General features: G+C 60.3%; 13 protein-coding genes. 7 read left to right on the top strand and 6 right to left on the bottom strand.

The window, feature by feature from the left end:
- The 3 genes from LGT41_RS15315 to nrdR are packed head-to-tail and all read right to left on the bottom strand — an operon-like array spanning position 1 to position 3,064.
- Positions 1-1,488: a carboxypeptidase M32 gene (locus LGT41_RS15315; protein WP_274127809.1), complete on the bottom strand. Its 1,488-nt coding sequence runs from the start codon at positions 1,486-1,488 to the stop codon at positions 1-3.
- A 14-nt stretch (positions 1,489-1,502) separates the two neighbouring features.
- Entirely contained in the window at positions 1,503-2,594 is a 1,092-nt protein-coding gene (gene ribD / locus LGT41_RS15310) for a bifunctional diaminohydroxyphosphoribosylaminopyrimidine deaminase/5-amino-6-(5-phosphoribosylamino)uracil reductase RibD (RefSeq protein WP_274127808.1), read from the bottom strand.
- Complete coding sequence (gene nrdR / locus LGT41_RS15305) at positions 2,591-3,064, bottom strand: transcriptional regulator NrdR (protein ID WP_274127806.1); 474 nt, start codon at positions 3,062-3,064, stop codon at positions 2,591-2,593. Before nrdR ends, ribD begins: the two co-directional genes overlap by 4 nt.
- Positions 3,065-3,262: 198 nt before the next feature.
- Between nrdR and LGT41_RS15300 the strand changes: the two genes are divergently transcribed.
- Entirely contained in the window at positions 3,263-3,604 is a 342-nt protein-coding gene (locus tag LGT41_RS15300; RefSeq protein ID WP_274127804.1) for a hypothetical protein, read from the top strand.
- Positions 3,605-3,648: 44 nt separating this feature from the next.
- On the opposite strand, the gene rpoD is transcribed toward LGT41_RS15300, so the two are convergent.
- The 3 genes from rpoD to LGT41_RS15285 form a co-directional block, all read right to left on the bottom strand.
- Positions 3,649-5,676, bottom strand: a complete 2,028-nt coding sequence (gene rpoD, locus LGT41_RS15295) for an RNA polymerase sigma factor RpoD (protein WP_274127802.1) — start codon at positions 5,674-5,676, stop codon at positions 3,649-3,651.
- Between the two features lie 90 nt (positions 5,677-5,766).
- On the bottom strand, positions 5,767-7,716 hold the full coding sequence (gene dnaG, locus LGT41_RS15290; protein ID WP_274127801.1) for a DNA primase: 1,950 nt from the start codon (positions 7,714-7,716) through the stop codon (positions 5,767-5,769).
- A gap of 5 nt (positions 7,717-7,721) precedes the next feature.
- Positions 7,722-8,054, bottom strand: coding sequence for a DUF6476 family protein (locus tag LGT41_RS15285; protein ID WP_274127799.1), 333 nt, complete (start codon positions 8,052-8,054; stop codon positions 7,722-7,724).
- Here LGT41_RS15285 and LGT41_RS15280 point away from each other — a divergent pair.
- From LGT41_RS15280 to LGT41_RS15255, 6 genes are all read left to right on the top strand, one after another.
- Entirely contained in the window at positions 8,053-9,099 is a 1,047-nt protein-coding gene (locus LGT41_RS15280; protein WP_274127797.1) for an RluA family pseudouridine synthase, read from the top strand. The two genes, LGT41_RS15285 and LGT41_RS15280, sit on opposite strands and share 2 nt — an antisense overlap.
- Positions 9,100-9,212: 113 nt before the next feature.
- Positions 9,213-10,109, top strand: coding sequence for an RNA polymerase sigma factor RpoH (gene rpoH / locus LGT41_RS15275; protein WP_274127795.1), 897 nt, complete (start codon positions 9,213-9,215; stop codon positions 10,107-10,109).
- A gap of 82 nt (positions 10,110-10,191) precedes the next feature.
- Entirely contained in the window at positions 10,192-11,109 is a 918-nt protein-coding gene (locus LGT41_RS15270) for a glycine--tRNA ligase subunit alpha (protein WP_274127793.1), read from the top strand.
- Positions 11,106-11,546 (top strand): DUF6446 family protein, encoded by a 441-nt coding sequence (locus LGT41_RS15265; RefSeq protein WP_274127792.1) that lies wholly within the window; start codon positions 11,106-11,108, stop codon positions 11,544-11,546. Before LGT41_RS15270 ends, LGT41_RS15265 begins: the two co-directional genes overlap by 4 nt.
- 4 nt (positions 11,547-11,550) lie before the next feature.
- The gene (gene glyS / locus LGT41_RS15260; protein ID WP_274127791.1) at positions 11,551-13,848 is read left to right on the top strand and encodes a glycine--tRNA ligase subunit beta; all 2,298 of its coding nucleotides are present in this window, start codon (positions 11,551-11,553) and stop codon (positions 13,846-13,848) included.
- Between the two features lie 90 nt (positions 13,849-13,938).
- Positions 13,939-16,437, top strand: coding sequence for a putative PEP-binding protein (locus LGT41_RS15255; protein ID WP_274127790.1), 2,499 nt, complete (start codon positions 13,939-13,941; stop codon positions 16,435-16,437).
- Positions 16,438-16,668 lie beyond the last annotated feature (231 nt).

Here is a 16,668-nt window from a genome sequence, read left to right as displayed (position 1 = left end):
CTAAAACCCGTAAATATCGCCGAATTTGGCATTCAGATAGGCCAGCAGCGGGCGCTCATCCGGCGCCCGCCCGGTGGCGTTGGTGATCAGCTCAACCGGCGGCACCATGCGCCCGTGCCTGTGGATGTTTTTTGTAAGCCAGCCAATGGGTTCTGCCAGCAACCCCTTGGCAATATTGGCTTTTGTGTCGGGCAGAGCCTTTTGCATCGCCTCGAACAAGCAGGCGGCATAGATATTGCCAAGCGCATAGGTCGGGAAATAGCCAAACAACCCGACCGACCAATGCACATCTTGCAATGCGCCATTGGCGGCGCGGTTGACCTTTTGGCCGAAATCGGCAGCAAACCGATCATTCCATGCGGCTTCCAGATCGTTTACCGCTAAATCACCGTTGATCATGGCGCGTTCAAGATCAAAGCGCAGCAGCACATGCAGGTTGTAAAACACCTCGTCAGATTCGGTGCGGATAAAGCCGGGATGCACGCGGTTCACGGTGGCATAAAACGTCTCGGCATCCAGCCCCTGGTCGCCGAAGGCGGCGCTGAATTTTGCAAACAGATGGTGACAGAATTCGCGGCTGCGGCCGATCTGGTTTTCAAACAGGCGGCTTTGGCTTTCATGCACCCCCATCGAGGCATAAAACCCGGCGGGCATCATGGCGTGTTCTGCGGGCATGTTTTGCTCATATACCGCGTGGCCGACCTCGTGGATGACGGAATAGAGGCAATCGAACGGATTTTCAGGGTTAATGCGGGTGGTGATGCGCGAGTCGCCATTGTTCCCCGAGGAGAAGGGATGCACCGATTTATCAAGCCGCCCGGCGTTGAAATCATAGCAGAAGGTTTTGGCAATCTCGGTGCCAAGCGCCATTTGCGTATCGGCATCAAACGAACCCGTTAATGGCTTGACGATCTTTCCGGAAGCCAGAATATTTTCGCGCAGATCAACCAAACCGTTGCGCAAACGCCCCAGAATTTCGGCAATCGTAGCCCCAGATTGGCCGGGCTCATAGTCATCCAGCAGAACATCGTAAAGCTCGGCCTCGCCTTCATGGCGCGCCTCGGCTTCGCGGCGCTTCAGGGTCAGAATTTCGTCAAGAACGGGCGCGAAACCTGAAAAATCGCTGTCTTTTCGGGCCTGCGCCCATATTCCCATCGCAGCGGCTGTTTTGCGTGCCAGGGCTTCGGCCAGATCCGACGGCACGCGCCGCGCGCGATCATAGGCCTTTTGGGCTTCGGCCACATTCACGCGCGCGGCCTGGTCAAGCTGTGTGCTGTCAATCTGCGCCAGCCATTCGCCTATACGTTCGTCGCCCCGCCGAGCATGTAAAACCTGCTCAAGGGCGCCCATCTGTTCAGCGCGCTGCGCATCGCCCTTGTGTGGCATCATCACTTCCTGGTCCCAGCCCATAACGCCCGCGACCTGTTCAAGCGCGCCTGTGGTTTTGAGATGTGCAGCCAGTGCTGCATAGGCTTCGTTCTGTGTCATGTTCCGTCCTGTTGTCAGCTTGCCTGGTGCCAGCGGGTCAGCGTGTCGGTGCCAATGCGCTGCGCGGAGATGAGATGAAACCGCGGATGTGCTGCGAGCGCGCCAAGGTTCAGCGGCCCGATCGCCGCGCGCCCGCTTGCGCCAAGCACAAGGCCCGCGTTGAAAAGGGCAAGTTCATCAACCAGTTGCGCCGCAATCAGGCTGGCTGCGAGCTGGCCGCCACCTTCGCACAGCACGCGCGTTAGCCCGCACTCGGCCAATTTGTGAAGGGCGGTTTCGGGCTGGTCGGCTGTGCAACTAATAACTTCAGCGCCCTGGTCGACAAAGCTTTGGCGCTTTGGCTGCGGGCAATCCTTGCCACACAGCAAAATGGTGCGGATATTGCGCGCTGTTGCCATAAGCCGGCTTTCAAGCGGCAGGTCCAAACCGCGGCTCATGACCACGCGTGCGGGCTGTGGCCCGGAATGGCCCTGCAAGCGAATATCAAGCATCGGGTTATCGGCGCGCGCTGTGCCTGCGCCAATCAACACCGCATCGAACTGGCTGCGCATCAGGTGCAGATACTGTCTGGCGTCAGGCCCGGTGATCCAACGGCTTTCCCCGGATTCGGTGGCGATACGCCCGTCAAGCGATGTGGCAAGTTTAAGCGTGAGCCAGGGCAAACCCTGTTGGCGATGCTTCAAGTAGCCCGCATTCAGCGCAGCCGCTTCCTTTGCCATAAGGCCCGTTTCAACCACAATCCCGGCCGCGCGCAGCATCTCGAAGCCGCGCCCGGCAACGCGGTTGTCAGGGTCGGGCAGGGCGCAAACAATGCGGGCTACGCCCGCCGCAATCAGCGCATCCGCGCAAGGCGGGGTCTTGCCGGTATGGGCGCATGGCTCCAGCGTAACATAGGCCGTAGCACCCCTGGCTGCGCGCCCGGCCTGCGCCAGGGCACGTGTTTCTGCATGGGGGCGGCCGCCATCGGCGGTGCGGGCGCGGCCCAAAATGCGCCCGTCTTTAACAATGACGCAGCCCACGGTGGGGTTGGGGGCAACGCGCCCCAGACCCTGGCGCGCAATCCGCAGTGCAAGCTCCATCCAGCGCTGATCGGTGTCTTGGCTCAACTTGGCTCTTCATCCAGCCCGGCGGGACGCAGCTCTGCAACGAAATCCTCAAAATCATCTGCGGCCTGGAAGTTCTTGTAAACGCTGGCAAAACGCACATAGGCGACAGTGTCGATCCGCGCGAGGGTTTCCATGACGATCTGGCCGATTTTCTCTGAAGGGATATCGGTTTCGCCCATGCTTTCGAGCCGGCGCACTATGCCCGAGATCATCTGGTCGATCCGCTCGCCTTCGATCGGGCGTTTCTGCATGGAAATGCGGATGGAGCGTTCAAGCTTGTCGCGGTCGAAATCCTCGCGCTTGCCGTTTTTCTTGACAACGACAAGGTCGCGCAGCTGCACACGTTCATAGGTGGTAAACCGGCCCGCACAGGCCGGGCAGTAGCGGCGGCGACGAATGGCAACATGGTCTTCAGCGGGGCGGGAATCTTTAACCTGGGTATCGATATTTCCACAAAACGGACAGCGCATGAGCCACTCCAACAGAATTGATTTGCTGCACTATAAGGCGCAATCAACAGTTTGGGTAGAGTCTGCGGGCATACGCAAGATAAAGTTGCATGGTAAACCTCTGGTAGCAAAAGCCCTGCGGCTTACCAGTGCGGAAAAGTTTACAAGCCAGGGTGGCACGGCTACACTTTGGGAAAACCAACAATAAAGGGATTCTTTATGCGCAGTATCTTTGTTATGTCCGCTTTTGCACTTACAGTCTTGGCGGGTTGCGAGGCCGCATTGACCGAATCGCCCAGCTATTCGGCACCGGCGGCAAGCAGCGGCACTTCGGTTGAAGTGAATGACGCGATTGCCGGGCAGCTGGAATCTGCCACACGTAACGGGAATGTGAATATTTGGTCTTATTTCCCGGACACCGTGACCGATATTGCCGTGCTGGATGGCGCAGATCGTGTTTGTGGCGGCCCGGGTCGCGCCAAGGCGCAGACCAATCCAATCTTTACGGTCAGCAGCCAGGCCGGGCGCACTTTGCACACAATGACATTCGTTTGCGGGTAGACCAGCGCGGAAAAATGAAAAGGCCCGCATGAAGCGGGCCTTTTTTATTGGTCAAGGAAGCTGCGCAGCTTGCGGCTTCGGCTGGGGTGTTTCAGCTTGCGCAAGGCCTTGGCCTCAATCTGGCGAATGCGTTCGCGGGTTACGCTGAACTGCTGGCCGACTTCTTCAAGCGTATGGTCGGTGTTCACACCAATGCCAAACCGCATACGCAGCACGCGTTCCTCGCGCGGGGTCAGGCTGGCCAGCACGCGGGTTGTGGTTTCCTTCAGGTTGCCCTGAATGGCCGAATCCAGCGGCAGAATGGCGTTTTTGTCTTCGATGAAGTCCCCAAGCTGGCTGTCTTCCTCATCGCCGATCGGGGTTTCCAGCGAGATCGGCTCCTTGGCGATTTTCATCACCTTGCGCACCTTTTCCAGCGGCATTTGCAGCTTGGCGGCCAGTTCTTCGGGTGCCGGTTCGCGGCCGATTTCATGCAGCATCTGGCGCGATGTGCGGACCAGCTTGTTGATCGTCTCGATCATATGCACCGGAATGCGGATTGTGCGGGCCTGGTCGGCAATGGACCGGGTTATGGCCTGCCGGATCCACCATGTTGCATAAGTGCTAAATTTGTAGCCGCGACGATACTCGAATTTATCGACCGCCTTCATCAGGCCAATGTTGCCTTCCTGGATAAGATCAAGGAATTGCAGCCCGCGGTTCGTGTATTTCTTGGCAATCGAGATTACAAGGCGAAGGTTCGCTTCCACCATTTCCTTCTTGGCCTGGCGGGCTTCCTTTTCACCCTTTTGCACCTGGTTTACGATGCGGCGGAACTCGGAAATATCGACGCCGATGAACTGGCCGATATCGCCCATTTCGTCGCGCAAATCCTGCACCTTGTCACGATAGGTGGTGGTCAGGCTTTCCCAGCCGCGGGCCTTCAGCTCGGATACATTGTCCAGCCAGGCCGGGTCCAGCTCGTGGCCCTTGTATTCCTTGATGAAATCCTGGCGGTTGATGCGCGCCTGGTCCGACAGTTTCACCATCGCGCTGTCAAGCGACATGATTTTCTTGTTGATGCCGTAAAGCTGGTCGATCAGGGCTTCGATGCGGTTGTTATGCAGGTGAAGCGAGTTGACCAGCACAACGATTTCGCTGCGAAGCCGCTGGTATTCCAGCTCCTGGTTGGCGGAAAAAGTCTCGCCCTCGGTCATTGCGGCGACCATGCGGTCATCCTGCATATCGGCGAGCTTGGCGTAATCGGCGGCGATCTGGTCCAGCGTTTCCAGCACGCGCGGTTTCAGGGCCGTTTCCATCGCAGCAAGCGACATGTTGGCCTGATCGTCCTCGTCATCCTCGTCATCATCGGTGCCGCGGCTCGAATTGTCGCCCTCGGAATCGCTGTCATCGCTGGCGCTGGCCGGTTTTTCAGCCGCTTCTGGTTTGGCGGCGGGGGCCGTGGCGTCTTTGGCTTCGGCAGAATCCGTGCCAAGCGCCTCGTCTTCATCAACCTCAAGCGAGTCACCAAAGGTGGTTTCAAGGTCGATCACGTCGCGCAGCATGATATCTTCGGCCAAAAGCTCGTCGCGCCAGATTGTGATGGCCTGAAAGGTCAGCGGGCTTTCGCAAAGCCCCATGATCATCGTATCGCGGCCCGCCTCAATGCGCTTGGCAATGGCAATTTCGCCCTCGCGGCTGAGCAGTTCAACCGAACCCATTTCGCGCAGATACATGCGCACGGGGTCATCGGTGCGGTCCAGCGCCTCGCCATTGGCGGTGGCGGCAACAAGCTCGCGGCTCGAACTGGTTTCTTCTTCCAGCTCTTCCTCTTTTTCCGGCTCGTCGTCGGCATCATCGCCTTCGGTCACGTTGATGCCCATTTCAGACAGCATCGCCATAATGTCTTCGATTTGTTCGGAAGACACCTGATCGGGCGGCATGAACTGGTTCAACTCGTCATAGGTGATGTAGCCGCGCGCCTTGGCGGTGGCGATCATCTTGCGCACGGCCGCCTGGCTCATATCAAGAAGCGGGCCACTGCCCTCGGTCATCTCTTCGGATTTCGTGTCGTCGATATTGTCGCCGGACATGGTCTCTCCACAGAAAACGGGCCGAATCACCCGAAGTGATTCGTGCAGGGTTTGGTGAATGTGTGATTCGTTGCGATGATTCGCAACCGTCTAATGCTTTTTCTTTTTCCAACGCGCGTTATCAATGAAGTCGTAAAGCTGTTTTCGCACGTCCGAATCATCCTGTGCGGCACCGGAGTCATCGCCAATCCCGGCCCGCTGCGCCTTGTCGCGTGCCAGGGCGGCCTGTGCCAGCCGCCATGTCAGCCCTTCATCGGCAACGCCGCTTAGCTCCTCTTCGGCCTCACGCACTTCGGCAGCCATACCTAATGTCGCGGCTTGGCGGTTCAAGTCCTCCAGCACCGCTTGTGCAGCCAAAGCTGGGTCGGCTTCAGGGCGTAAGTAGGGGTTGTCGCGCACCTGGCCGATGGCTTGCAGTTTATCCAGCGGGTCGGCGTTGAGCGTTGCCTCGATATAGCTGCGCAGGCCTTGGCTGCGTGCATCCGCGCCAAAATCCAGATGCAGGCCCGCCAAAAGCGCGGTCGCGATGTCGCGCAGATCGGGGCAGATGAACTGGCAGCGCTCCAGCTCCGCCTCAAAGCGCTCGGCAATCTGCGGATGGTTCAGGCAGCCAAGCAGGATGGCGCTTTCACGCACCCGCGTTTCATCGGCCATGTCGCGCGCCAAAAGCGAGGCGCGCGCGCCGGCGCTTGCCTTTTGAGGCAATGCCTTGCCACGCGGGCCGCGAAACGGGCCAACCCGCCCGCCGGGTGTGGCCGGGCGAAACAGGGCTTGCCGGCGTTCGCGAATGGCCGCCTCGTAATGGCCGCGCAGGTTCGGGTCGGTAATTTTGGCAAGCAATGCGCGCAGCCGCGCATCCAGCGCCGACCGCCGTTCGGGGCTGTCAAACACCTGATCGGCGGTTTCGCGTTGCCAGAGCAGATCGACCAGCGGCTTGGCGGCATCCAGCGCCGCCTGCATCGCCTTGGACCCGCCCGCGCGGATGACATCATCGGGGTCTTGACCCGCGGGCATCAGCGCAAAGCGGAGTGACTTCCCGGCTTCCAGCATGGGCAGGGCCAGATCGATCAGCCGCATGGCGGCGCGAATGCCGGCCGTGTCACCATCCAGCGCGATGATCGGCTCATCGGCCACGCGCCACATCAGGCGCAACTGGTCCTCGGTTATCGCGGTGCCAAGCGGGGCTACGGCATGGGCAAAGCCCGCGCCGACCAGCGCGATCACATCCATATACCCTTCGGCCACCACAAGGCTGCCCGATTTGCCCGAAGCAGCCCGCGCCGGGCTGATGTTGAACAGCGTGCGCCCCTTGTCAAACAGCGGCGTTTCCGGCGAGTTCAGGTATTTCGCACGCGCATTTGCATCCATCGCGCGGCCACCAAAGGCGATGGCGCGGTCGCGCGCATCGCGGATGGGGAACATGATGCGGCCGCGAAACCTATCAAACGGGGTGCCGCCACCATCGGGGGGCACGGCAAGCCCTGATTCGACGATCAGCTCCGCCGCCATGCCCTTGCCGCGCAAATGCTCGAACAAGGTGGTGCGGCTATCGGGCGCAAAGCCGATTTCCCAACGCTCCAGCGCAGCCGCGTTCAGCCCGCGCCGCTCCAGATAGGCGCGCGCCTCGGTCGCGGCCCCCGTGTTCAGTTGCAGCCGGTAAAACTGCACGGCGGCTTCCATCACATCCACCAGACCGGCGCGAATTTTATCACGCGCGGCGGCTTGCGGGTCGGGGGCGGGCATGGTCATCCCGGCCTCGCGCGCCAGAATTTCAACCGCCTCCATGAAGCCGACATTTTCGGTTTCGCGCACAAAGCTCAGCGCATCGCCCTTGGCGTGGCAGCCGAAGCAGTAATAGAACCCCTTCTTGTCATCTACATGAAAAGACGCGGTTTTTTCGGCATGGAACGGGCAGGGCGCCCAGTAATCGCCCTTGCCGGGGTTGGATTTGCGCGTATCCCAGCCGACCTTGCGGCCAACAACCTGTGCCAGCGGCACACGGCTGCGCAATTCATCCAGAAATCCCGATGGCAGGCTCACGTTATCTACTGCTCCGGTTCAATTTCAACAATCTGGCGCGGTGTGCCGTTTTCGCTCAGCACATGAATGCGCATCTGGCCTTCGCCATCGCGCGTGACAACCGCAATCCAGCCCTTGCCCTGGGTATAGGCCTCGGCCACCTCGCCGCTTGGCAGGGTAATCATATCAGGCAGGTTCGGGCCTGTCGCTGTCAACCGCGTGACAAGCAGGCCAACAATGACTAGGACACCCCCAATCATCACCACGGTGAGCGTTGTGATCAGCCGGCGCAAGCGGCGCAGGCCCACAGGCTCGGGGTGGTATTCGGAATTGGGCGTAGCCGGGTCGGGTGCAGGCATGGATGAACCTTTTGAAACTTTGGTGGTGCTGCTTGGCGCAGATACGCCGCCCCGCCTAGATAAGGCTTTGGCCGCCCATGTGCCAGAGGAACTGACCCTGTCGCGCTCGCGCATTCAGGCGCTGATCGCCGAAGGCGCGGTTTCGCGCGGCGGTTTGGTGCTGGACAGCGCCAAGGCCAAGGTGGCCGAGGGCGATGAAATAACCGTAGCATTGCCTCCGCCGGATGATCTGGAGGCGCAGCCCGAGGATATTCCGCTGGAGGTGCTTTTTGAAGATGAAGCACTGATCGTCGTGAACAAACCTGCTGGCATGGTGGTGCATCCCGCCCCCGGCGCGCTGAACGGCACCTTGGTCAACGCGCTGCTGCATCATTGTGGCGATAGCCTGTCGGGCATTGGCGGCATGAAACGCCCCGGCATTGTCCACCGCATAGATAAAGATACCAGCGGCATTCTGGTGGTTGCAAAGCATGACGCCGCCCATCAGGGGCTGGCCGCGCAATTCGCCGCCCATTCTGCCGAACGTGAATATCGCGCCCTGTGCTGGGGTGTGCCCAGCCCGCGCGACCCGCGCCTGCTGTCGGTCAAAGGGGTTAGCTACGAGCCGGGGCAGGTGCTGAAAATCAACGCGCCGCTGGACCGGCACCGCAATGACCGCAAGAAAATGGCCGTTTGCGCCCAGGGTTATGGCCGCCATGCCGTGACCCGCGTGCAGGTGCTGGGCCAGGCGGGCGCGGGCGATGCCGTGGCGCTGCTGGCTTGCCAGCTGGAAACCGGGCGCACCCATCAGATTCGCGTGCATCTGGCCCATGCCGGCCACCCGCTTGTGGGCGACCAGACCTATGGCAAGGCTCGCAAACTGGCCAAGGACGCTTTGAATGACGCGGCTGCCACCGCCTTGAGCGGATTTTCGCGCCAGGCGCTTCATGCCGCGACTTTGGGCTTCAAACACCCGGTTTCCGGCGAGTTTCTGGCGTTTTCGGCACCATTGCCGGCCGATATGGCCAATTTGCTGAATCTTCTCGACCTTGAAACGGAGTCCTAGCACGCTAAAAAACCTTCACACCGTCGTGAAGCCGCTGCCACAAACTTGAAAACAATATCGCCATTACCTAGCTAAAGACTCAATTATAGAAACAACGCCTGCGAGGGAACCACATGAGCTATGCAAATCTTCCCGCCCCGTCACCGGAGCAGAGCCTTTCGCGCTATCTGGGTGAAATTCGCAAATTTCCGATGCTGGAACCGCAGCAGGAATATATGCTTGCCAAAGCCTGGGTCGACCATGAGGACAAGGAGGCGGCGCACCAGCTTGTCACAAGCCATCTGCGCCTTGCCGCCAAGATAGCGATGGGCTATCGCGGCTATGGTTTGCCGACCGCTGAAGTGGTTTCCGAAGCAAATGTCGGGTTGATGCAGGCCGTGAAACGGTTCGACCCCGAAAAAGGCTTTCGCCTTGCGACCTATGCCATGTGGTGGATCCGCGCCAGCATTCAGGAATATATTCTGCGCAGCTGGTCGCTGGTCAAGATGGGCACGACATCGGCGCAGAAAAAGCTGTTCTTCAACCTGCGCAAGGCCAAAAACAAGATCGGCGCGCTGGAAGAGGGTGATCTGCGCCCCGAACATCTGAGCCGCATCGCCACAGAGCTGAGCGTGACCGAAGATGAGGTTACATCGATGAACCGCCGCATGACCGGCGGCGATGCCAGCCTGAATGCGCAAGTCAGCCGCGATGGCGAAGGTGCCGCCGAATGGCAGGATTGGCTGGAGGATGAGGATGCCGACCAGGCCGGTGACTATGCCGAGCGTAACGAATTGGAAACCCGCCGCGAATTGCTGATGAATGCGATGGACGATCTGAACGAGCGCGAGCGCGAAATTCTGACCGAGCGCCGCCTGACGGACGAGCCGAAAACCCTGGAAGACCTGAGCCAGACCTACAATGTCAGCCGCGAGCGCATTCGCCAGATTGAAGTGCGCGCCTTCGAGAAGCTCCAGGCGCGTATGCGCGAGCTTGCCGCCGAAAAAGGTCTGGTTCCCGAGGTGAATTGATAATTCGTCGCGCCCAGAGGTCATTGACCCTTGGGCGCGCGCCTTCTATTCAGGCCGCGAACCGATTTTTCTGGGGCAGATCATGGCCAAGCCAACCGCACCGCGCAGTTTTCAGGAAATCATCCTGAGGCTCCAATCTTACTGGGCCGGGCAGGGCTGCGCCATGCTGCAACCCTATGACATGGAGGTTGGCGCGGGCACTTTCCACCCTGCCACCACGTTGCGCAGCCTTGGCGCAAAGCCTTGGGCGGCGGCCTATGTGCAACCGTCGCGCCGCCCGACCGATGGGCGCTATGGCGAAAACCCCAACCGCTTGCAGCATTATTACCAGTATCAGGTGCTGATCAAACCCAGCCCGCCAAACCTGCAAGATCTGTATCTCGGCAGCCTTGCGGCGATCGGGATCGACATGGCATTGCACGACATCCGCTTTGTCGAAGATGACTGGGAAAGCCCGACACTCGGCGCCTGGGGGCTTGGCTGGGAGGTGTGGTGCGATGGTATGGAAGTTTCGCAATTCACCTATTTCCAGCAGGTCGGCGGGCAGGATTGCCACCCCGTTTCCGGCGAGCTGACCTATGGGCTGGAGCGCCTTGCCATGTATGTGCTGGGGGTCGACCATGTGATGGACATGCCCTTCAACGACCCGTCTGCGCCCATCCCGCTGACCTACGGCGATATTTTCAAGCAGACCGAGCAGGAATTTTCCCGCTGGAACTTCGATATTGCCGATACCGACATATTGCTTCAGCATTTCAAGGATGCCGAAGCCGAATGTGACCGCATTCTCGCCGCGCCCGAAACCGATGGTGCCGGGCGCAAAATCATCATGGCGCATCCCGCCTATGACCAATGTATCAAGGCCAGTCATATGTTTAACCTTCTCGACGCGCGCGGCGTGATATCAGTAACCGAACGCCAGGCCTATATTGGCCGTGTGCGCAGGCTTGCCGCCGCCTGTGCCGCTGCATTTTTGCAAACCGAAGCGGCAACAGCATGAACGGGCGCGTATTTGTCCTGTCGCTTCTGGGCTTCACAACCGTTTTTGGCGCCGGTCTTTGGTATGCACAGCTCTATGCGAAATATGAGGTGACCGATGGGATGCCGACCGTGCTGGCTGGTGGTGTCGAACGCCCGGTGGAAAACTATCTTGGCATAGACAGCGTGACATCCCCGCTGAAACGCCGGGGCTGTTTCACGGTCGATCCCGCAGAATTTGCCGACCTGCCAACCGCTGAACGACCGACACCGCTTTCCGCCCCCGGCTGGTTCGAGTGCTATGATTATGAAGCCCTGACCAATGACATCGAGGCCGGGCGCGCCATTGCCTATCTGGCGGCGCTGGAAGAACGCAATGCCGCCGACCGGATGATCGCCGTCTACCCCGATGGCCGCGCCTATGAATGGCGCCAGCTTAATGCCAAATATCAGGACTAAGCCCATGAATTTGCTGCTTGAAATTTTCGGCGAAGAAATTCCTGCACGGATGCAGGCCAAAGCCGCCGCCGATTTGAAGCGCCTTGTCACCGATGGTTTGGTCGAGGCGGGCCTGACCTATGCCGCCGCCGCTGCCTTCCACACCCCGCGCAGACTGGCGCTTTCGGTCGAGGATCTGACCGCCGAAAGCCGCGCCGTGCGTGAAGAACGCAAGGGCCCGCGCACCGATGCGCCCGAAAAGGCGCTGGAAGGGTTCTTACGCTCCACCGGTCTGACGCGCGACCAGCTTGAAGCCCGCGATGATAAGAAGGGCCAGGTCTGGTTTGCGGTGATCGAAAAGCCGGGCCGCCCGGCGGCCGAGATCGTGGCCGAGGTTGTGACCAATACCATCCGCAATTTCCCGTGGCCGAAATCCATGCGCTGGGGGGCTGGCAGCTTGCGCTGGGTGCGGCCCATCGGCTCGATCCTGTGCATCCTGTCCGATGTTGAGGGGGCCGAGATCGTGCCGTTTGATATTGACGGTATCGCGGCTGGCAATACCACCGAAGGCCACCGCTTCATGGCCCCCAAACGCTTTGCCGTTTCGGGTTTTGAGGATTATGCCGCCAAGCTGCTGCGCGCCAATGTCATGCTTGATGCCGATGCGCGGGCCGAGAAAATCTGGCACGACGCGCGCGAGCTTGCCTTTGCGCGCGGCCTTGAACTGGTCGAGGACAAGGCTTTGCTGGCCGAGGTTGCCGGGCTGGTCGAATGGCCCGTGGTGCTGATGGGCGAAATCGGGGCCGATTTTCTGGGCCTGCCGCCCGAGGTGCTGCAAACCTCGATGCGCGAACACCAAAAATTCTTCTCCGTCCGCAACCCGAAAACCGGGCGGATCGAGGGTTATGTCACCGTCGCCAACCGCGAAACCGCCGATAATGGCGCCACCATTCTGGCGGGCAATTCCAAGGTGCTGGCCGCGCGGTTGTCCGACGCGAAATTCTTCTGGGAAAACGACCTGCGCACCCCGCTGGCCGATATGGCCGACAAGCTGGAAAACGTCACCTTCCACAACAAACTCGGCACTCAGGCCGAACGCGTGGCGCGCATCGCCGCACTTGCGCGCGAAATCGCCCCAATGGTCGGGGCCGATGCCGCGCTTGCCGAACAGGCTGCGCGCATCTGCAAGGCCGACCTGTCCTCGGCTATGGTGGGCGAATTCCCCGAACTTCAGGGCCTGATGGGCCGCTATTATGCAACTGAGGCCGGGCTGGACCCCCAAGTCGCCGCCGCCTGCCAAGACCACTACGCCCCCCTCGGACCTACCGACACCGTGCCAAGCGCCCCGGTTTCCGTGGCCGTGGCGCTGGCCGACAAGCTGGATACGCTGACCGGGTTTTGGGCGATTGACGAAAAGCCGACCGGAAGCAAAGACCCCTATGCGCTGCGCAGGGCGGCGCTGGGGGTTATTCGGTTGGTGTTGGGGAATGGCATAACACTAGATCTTAGCAAATTGGCGAGAAGTGCTATTGCCATTACTTTAACCAACAGACTACAGGTCGCGTTGAAATCTGAGCTATCAAAAGCAACCGCTGCTTCCAAAAAGATTTCAATCTACCAGAATGAGATTATCGAACTTGCGGAAAGTTTTAATGTGCTTTCTCCAGAATTTGAAATGGCTTTATCAGAGATGGTAGATCGACTCATTAATGAGTCTTTTGGACAAACAGGTTCTACCGACGAATTTTCAGCAATTGATGCGGTTCGAAATGTTCGTGCTAATTGGCTGGAAGCTGAACCTAGCTTTCTCGCTTTCTTCCACGACCGCCTCAAGGTCTACCTCCGCGACCAAGGCATCAGCCATGATGTCATCGACGCCTGCCTTGCCATGCCCGGCAATGATGACCTGACCCTGCTTGTCAAACGGGCCGAGGCGCTCCAGGCATTCGTCAAAACCGACGATGGCACCAACCTGCATCAAGGGTTCAAACGCGCCAATAACATTCTGAGTGCCGAGGAAAAGAAGGACGGTGTTGAATACTCGCTCGACCCCGAGGCCAAGCTGGCCGAAGCGGGGGCCGAGGCGGAGTTGTTCGCCGCACTCGATGCCGCCGACCAGGCCCTTGCCCCCGCGCTGAAGGCCGAAGACTTCGCCGCCGCAATGGCCGCACTTGCCGCCTTGCGCGCCCCGATTGATGCGTTTTTTGAGGGCGTGCAGGTCAATGCCGATAATGCCATGATCCGCCGCAACCGGCTGTGCCTGCTTCACCGCATCCGCGCCACCATGCAGCAGGTTGCCATGTTTGGCGCGCTTCAGGGCTAGGTTTTCGCGCATCAGCCTTAAAATAAGCCGCGCTGGGCCATTGCCAAGCGCGCCGCACGCTTTATGGTGCAGTGCAAGAAAGCGAGCATCATGCCCCAAACGGTTGCCAGTCTGAAACCGCTGTCGATACACGCCACCGGCGCGGTCGATGCGCAGGTTTTTGGGGCAAGGGGCGCAAGGCTGGCACGGCTTGCCGCCCTTGGGCTGGATGTGCCGCAGGCGCTTGTCTACCCCCCGAAACTGGTCGACGCCATTGCCGATGGTGCCGAAATTACATGGCCCGATGCGCTGGGCGGTCAGGTTCTCGCCCTTCGTGCCGCCCCGCAAGAGGCCGAATGGGGTGGGCCGGAAAGCCTGCTGCCGATCGGTGTGGCCGCCGACACGCTAGACCATTTCATTGCCACGCGCGGCGAGGTCGAAGCATTGCGCTTGCAGTTACAATGTATCCGCAATTTGGGTGCGGCCGTGTCCGGTGCAACGCGCAACAGCATCGCCCCACCGCCCCAAAGCGGTGACAGTGCCGCCGATCTGCGCCATCAAATTCAGACCGCCCGCGAAGCCTATCAAGCCGAAACCGAGGATGCGTTTCCCGACACTGCCACCGGCCAGTTGCGCGCCGCGCTTCGCCATATGGCGCGGGGCTGGCATTCCGCCTCGGCCCGCATATTGCGTGCCGCCAAGGGCGCGCCGGAAGATGCGGGGCTGGCGATTATCGCGCAGGTTCTGGTGCCCAATTGCCGCACGGGGCGGCTGCAATTTGTAGACCAAAGCAGCGGGCAGGCACAGCTTGTCGGCTATGTTCTGCAAGACGGGAAAGAGCATCCTTTAAGCGAACTTTCCGCCAGGGAATGCGCCGCGCTCAAGGCACTGGAAGCCCCGCTGACCCGTGGCCATGCCGATGCCTGCCGCGTGAAATTCGCGCTCGATGCCACTGGCAAACCCTGGCTGACCGATGTGCGCCCGGCGCAGCGATCAGCCCGCGCCACGCTTCGCATTGCCGTTGATCTGGCCAAATCCGAGCTGATCAGCCGCGAAGATGCCTTGTTGCGGATCGAGCCGCGCAGTCTGGCAGAGCATTTGCACCACCAGATAGACCCGGATGAAACCCGCGATGTTGTGACCACCGCCATGCCCGCCAGCCCCGGTGCCGCCACTGGGCGCATTGTGCTGTCGGCGCAAGCCGCAATGGCCGCCGAAGCGCAGGGCGAAGCGGCGATCCTTGTGCGCCACGAAACGTCGCCAGAAGATATCCGCGGTATGCATTCCTCGGTTGGTGTGTTGACCATCCGCGGCGGCATGACCAGCCACGCCGCCGTTATTGCGCGTGGCCTTGGCCTGCCTTGCGTTGTGGGCGCGGCCGAATTGCGGCTGGATATGAAGGCGCGCAGCTTTCGCGGCCCCAAGGGGCGCATTTTCAGCGAAGGCGATATCATCACGATCGACGGCACCAGCGGCGAGGTCATCAACGGCACCTGCAAGATGATCGCCCCCGATCTTGGCGGCCCGTTCACGGTGCTGATGTCATGGGCCGACAAGGTCCGCTCCATCGGGGTGCGTGCCAATGCCGACACCCCCACCGATGCCCGTGCAGCCCGCAGCTTCAATGTCGATGGTATCGGCCTGTGCCGCACCGAGCATATGTTCTTTGAGCCCGAGCGCATAACCGTCATGCGCGAGATGATTTTGGCCGATGATGCCGCATCGCGGGCCGAGGTTTTGCAGCGCCTTTTGCCCATGCAGCGCGCCGATTTCATCGACTTGTTCGACATCATGCGCGGCCTGCCCGTAACGATCCGCCTGCTCGACCCGCCCTTGCACGAGTTTTTGCCGCAAGAACCGGATGAGTTGGAGCATCTTGCCCGCGTCATGAATGTGGGTATTGACGATGTGCGCGCGCGTGCCGCCGAACTGGCCGAGGTCAACCCGATGCTGGGGATGCGCGGCGTGCGCCTTGGCATCACCATGCCGGAAATTTACGATATGCAGGCCCGCGCGATCTTTCAGGCTGCCGTGGCGATCAATGCGCAGGGCGGCGCGCCCGTGGTGCCGGAAATCATGATCCCGCTGGTGTCGGCCAACCGCGAGGTTGAATTGGTGAAAGAGCGTGTCGATGCCATTGCCGCCGCCGTGCAGGCGGAAACCGGATCGAGCTTTGCCTACAAGCTTGGCGTGATGGTCGAAACCCCGCGCGCCGCGCTGCGCGCCAAGGATCTGGCAAAATCGTCTGCTTTCCTGAGTTTCGGCACAAATGATTTGACACAGATGACCTATGGCCTGTCGCGCGACGATGCGGGCCGCTTCATGCGCGACTATGTGCAGCGTGGCGTGTTTGCCGAAGACCCTTTCCATACGCTCGATCTGGAAGGTGTGGGCGAATTGCTGGTCATGGCGGCGCGGCGCGGGCGCGATACCAACCCGGACCTTGTGCTTGGCCTGTGTGGCGAGCATGGGGGCGACCCGGCCGCCGTGCGGTTTTGTCGTTTGGCGGGGTTTGACTATGTGTCCTGCTCACCTTTTCGGGTGCCCATTGCCAGATTGGCCGCCGCACAGGCCAGCATTTTGGCCGAGCGCGGCGCCGCGTTAAAGTGATTCGGTTAAGATTTCGGTAATTCCTGAATATGACCGTCGCGGCCGGCAACACCCCGTTGGGGCCGGAATCCGCGACAAGTGCGATTCGTCGTGCGAGTCTCGCAACTTATCGGCGGATCCTCGCGCAGACAGGCTTACCCCTACGTCAACTTGTGCCGGATTTCTTTTGGCAATCGCGGCGTTTGTCGATATGAACGCGCGTCGAGAGTTTTGAAGTTCAGGTGCCTGGGG

The sequence above is a fragment of the Abyssibius alkaniclasticus genome (genome assembly GCF_020447305.1).
GTDB lineage: Bacteria > Pseudomonadota > Alphaproteobacteria > Rhodobacterales > Rhodobacteraceae > Abyssibius > Abyssibius alkaniclasticus.
Note: the sequence above shows the minus strand (reverse complement) of the source record. Positions and strands in the feature narration are given on the sequence as shown.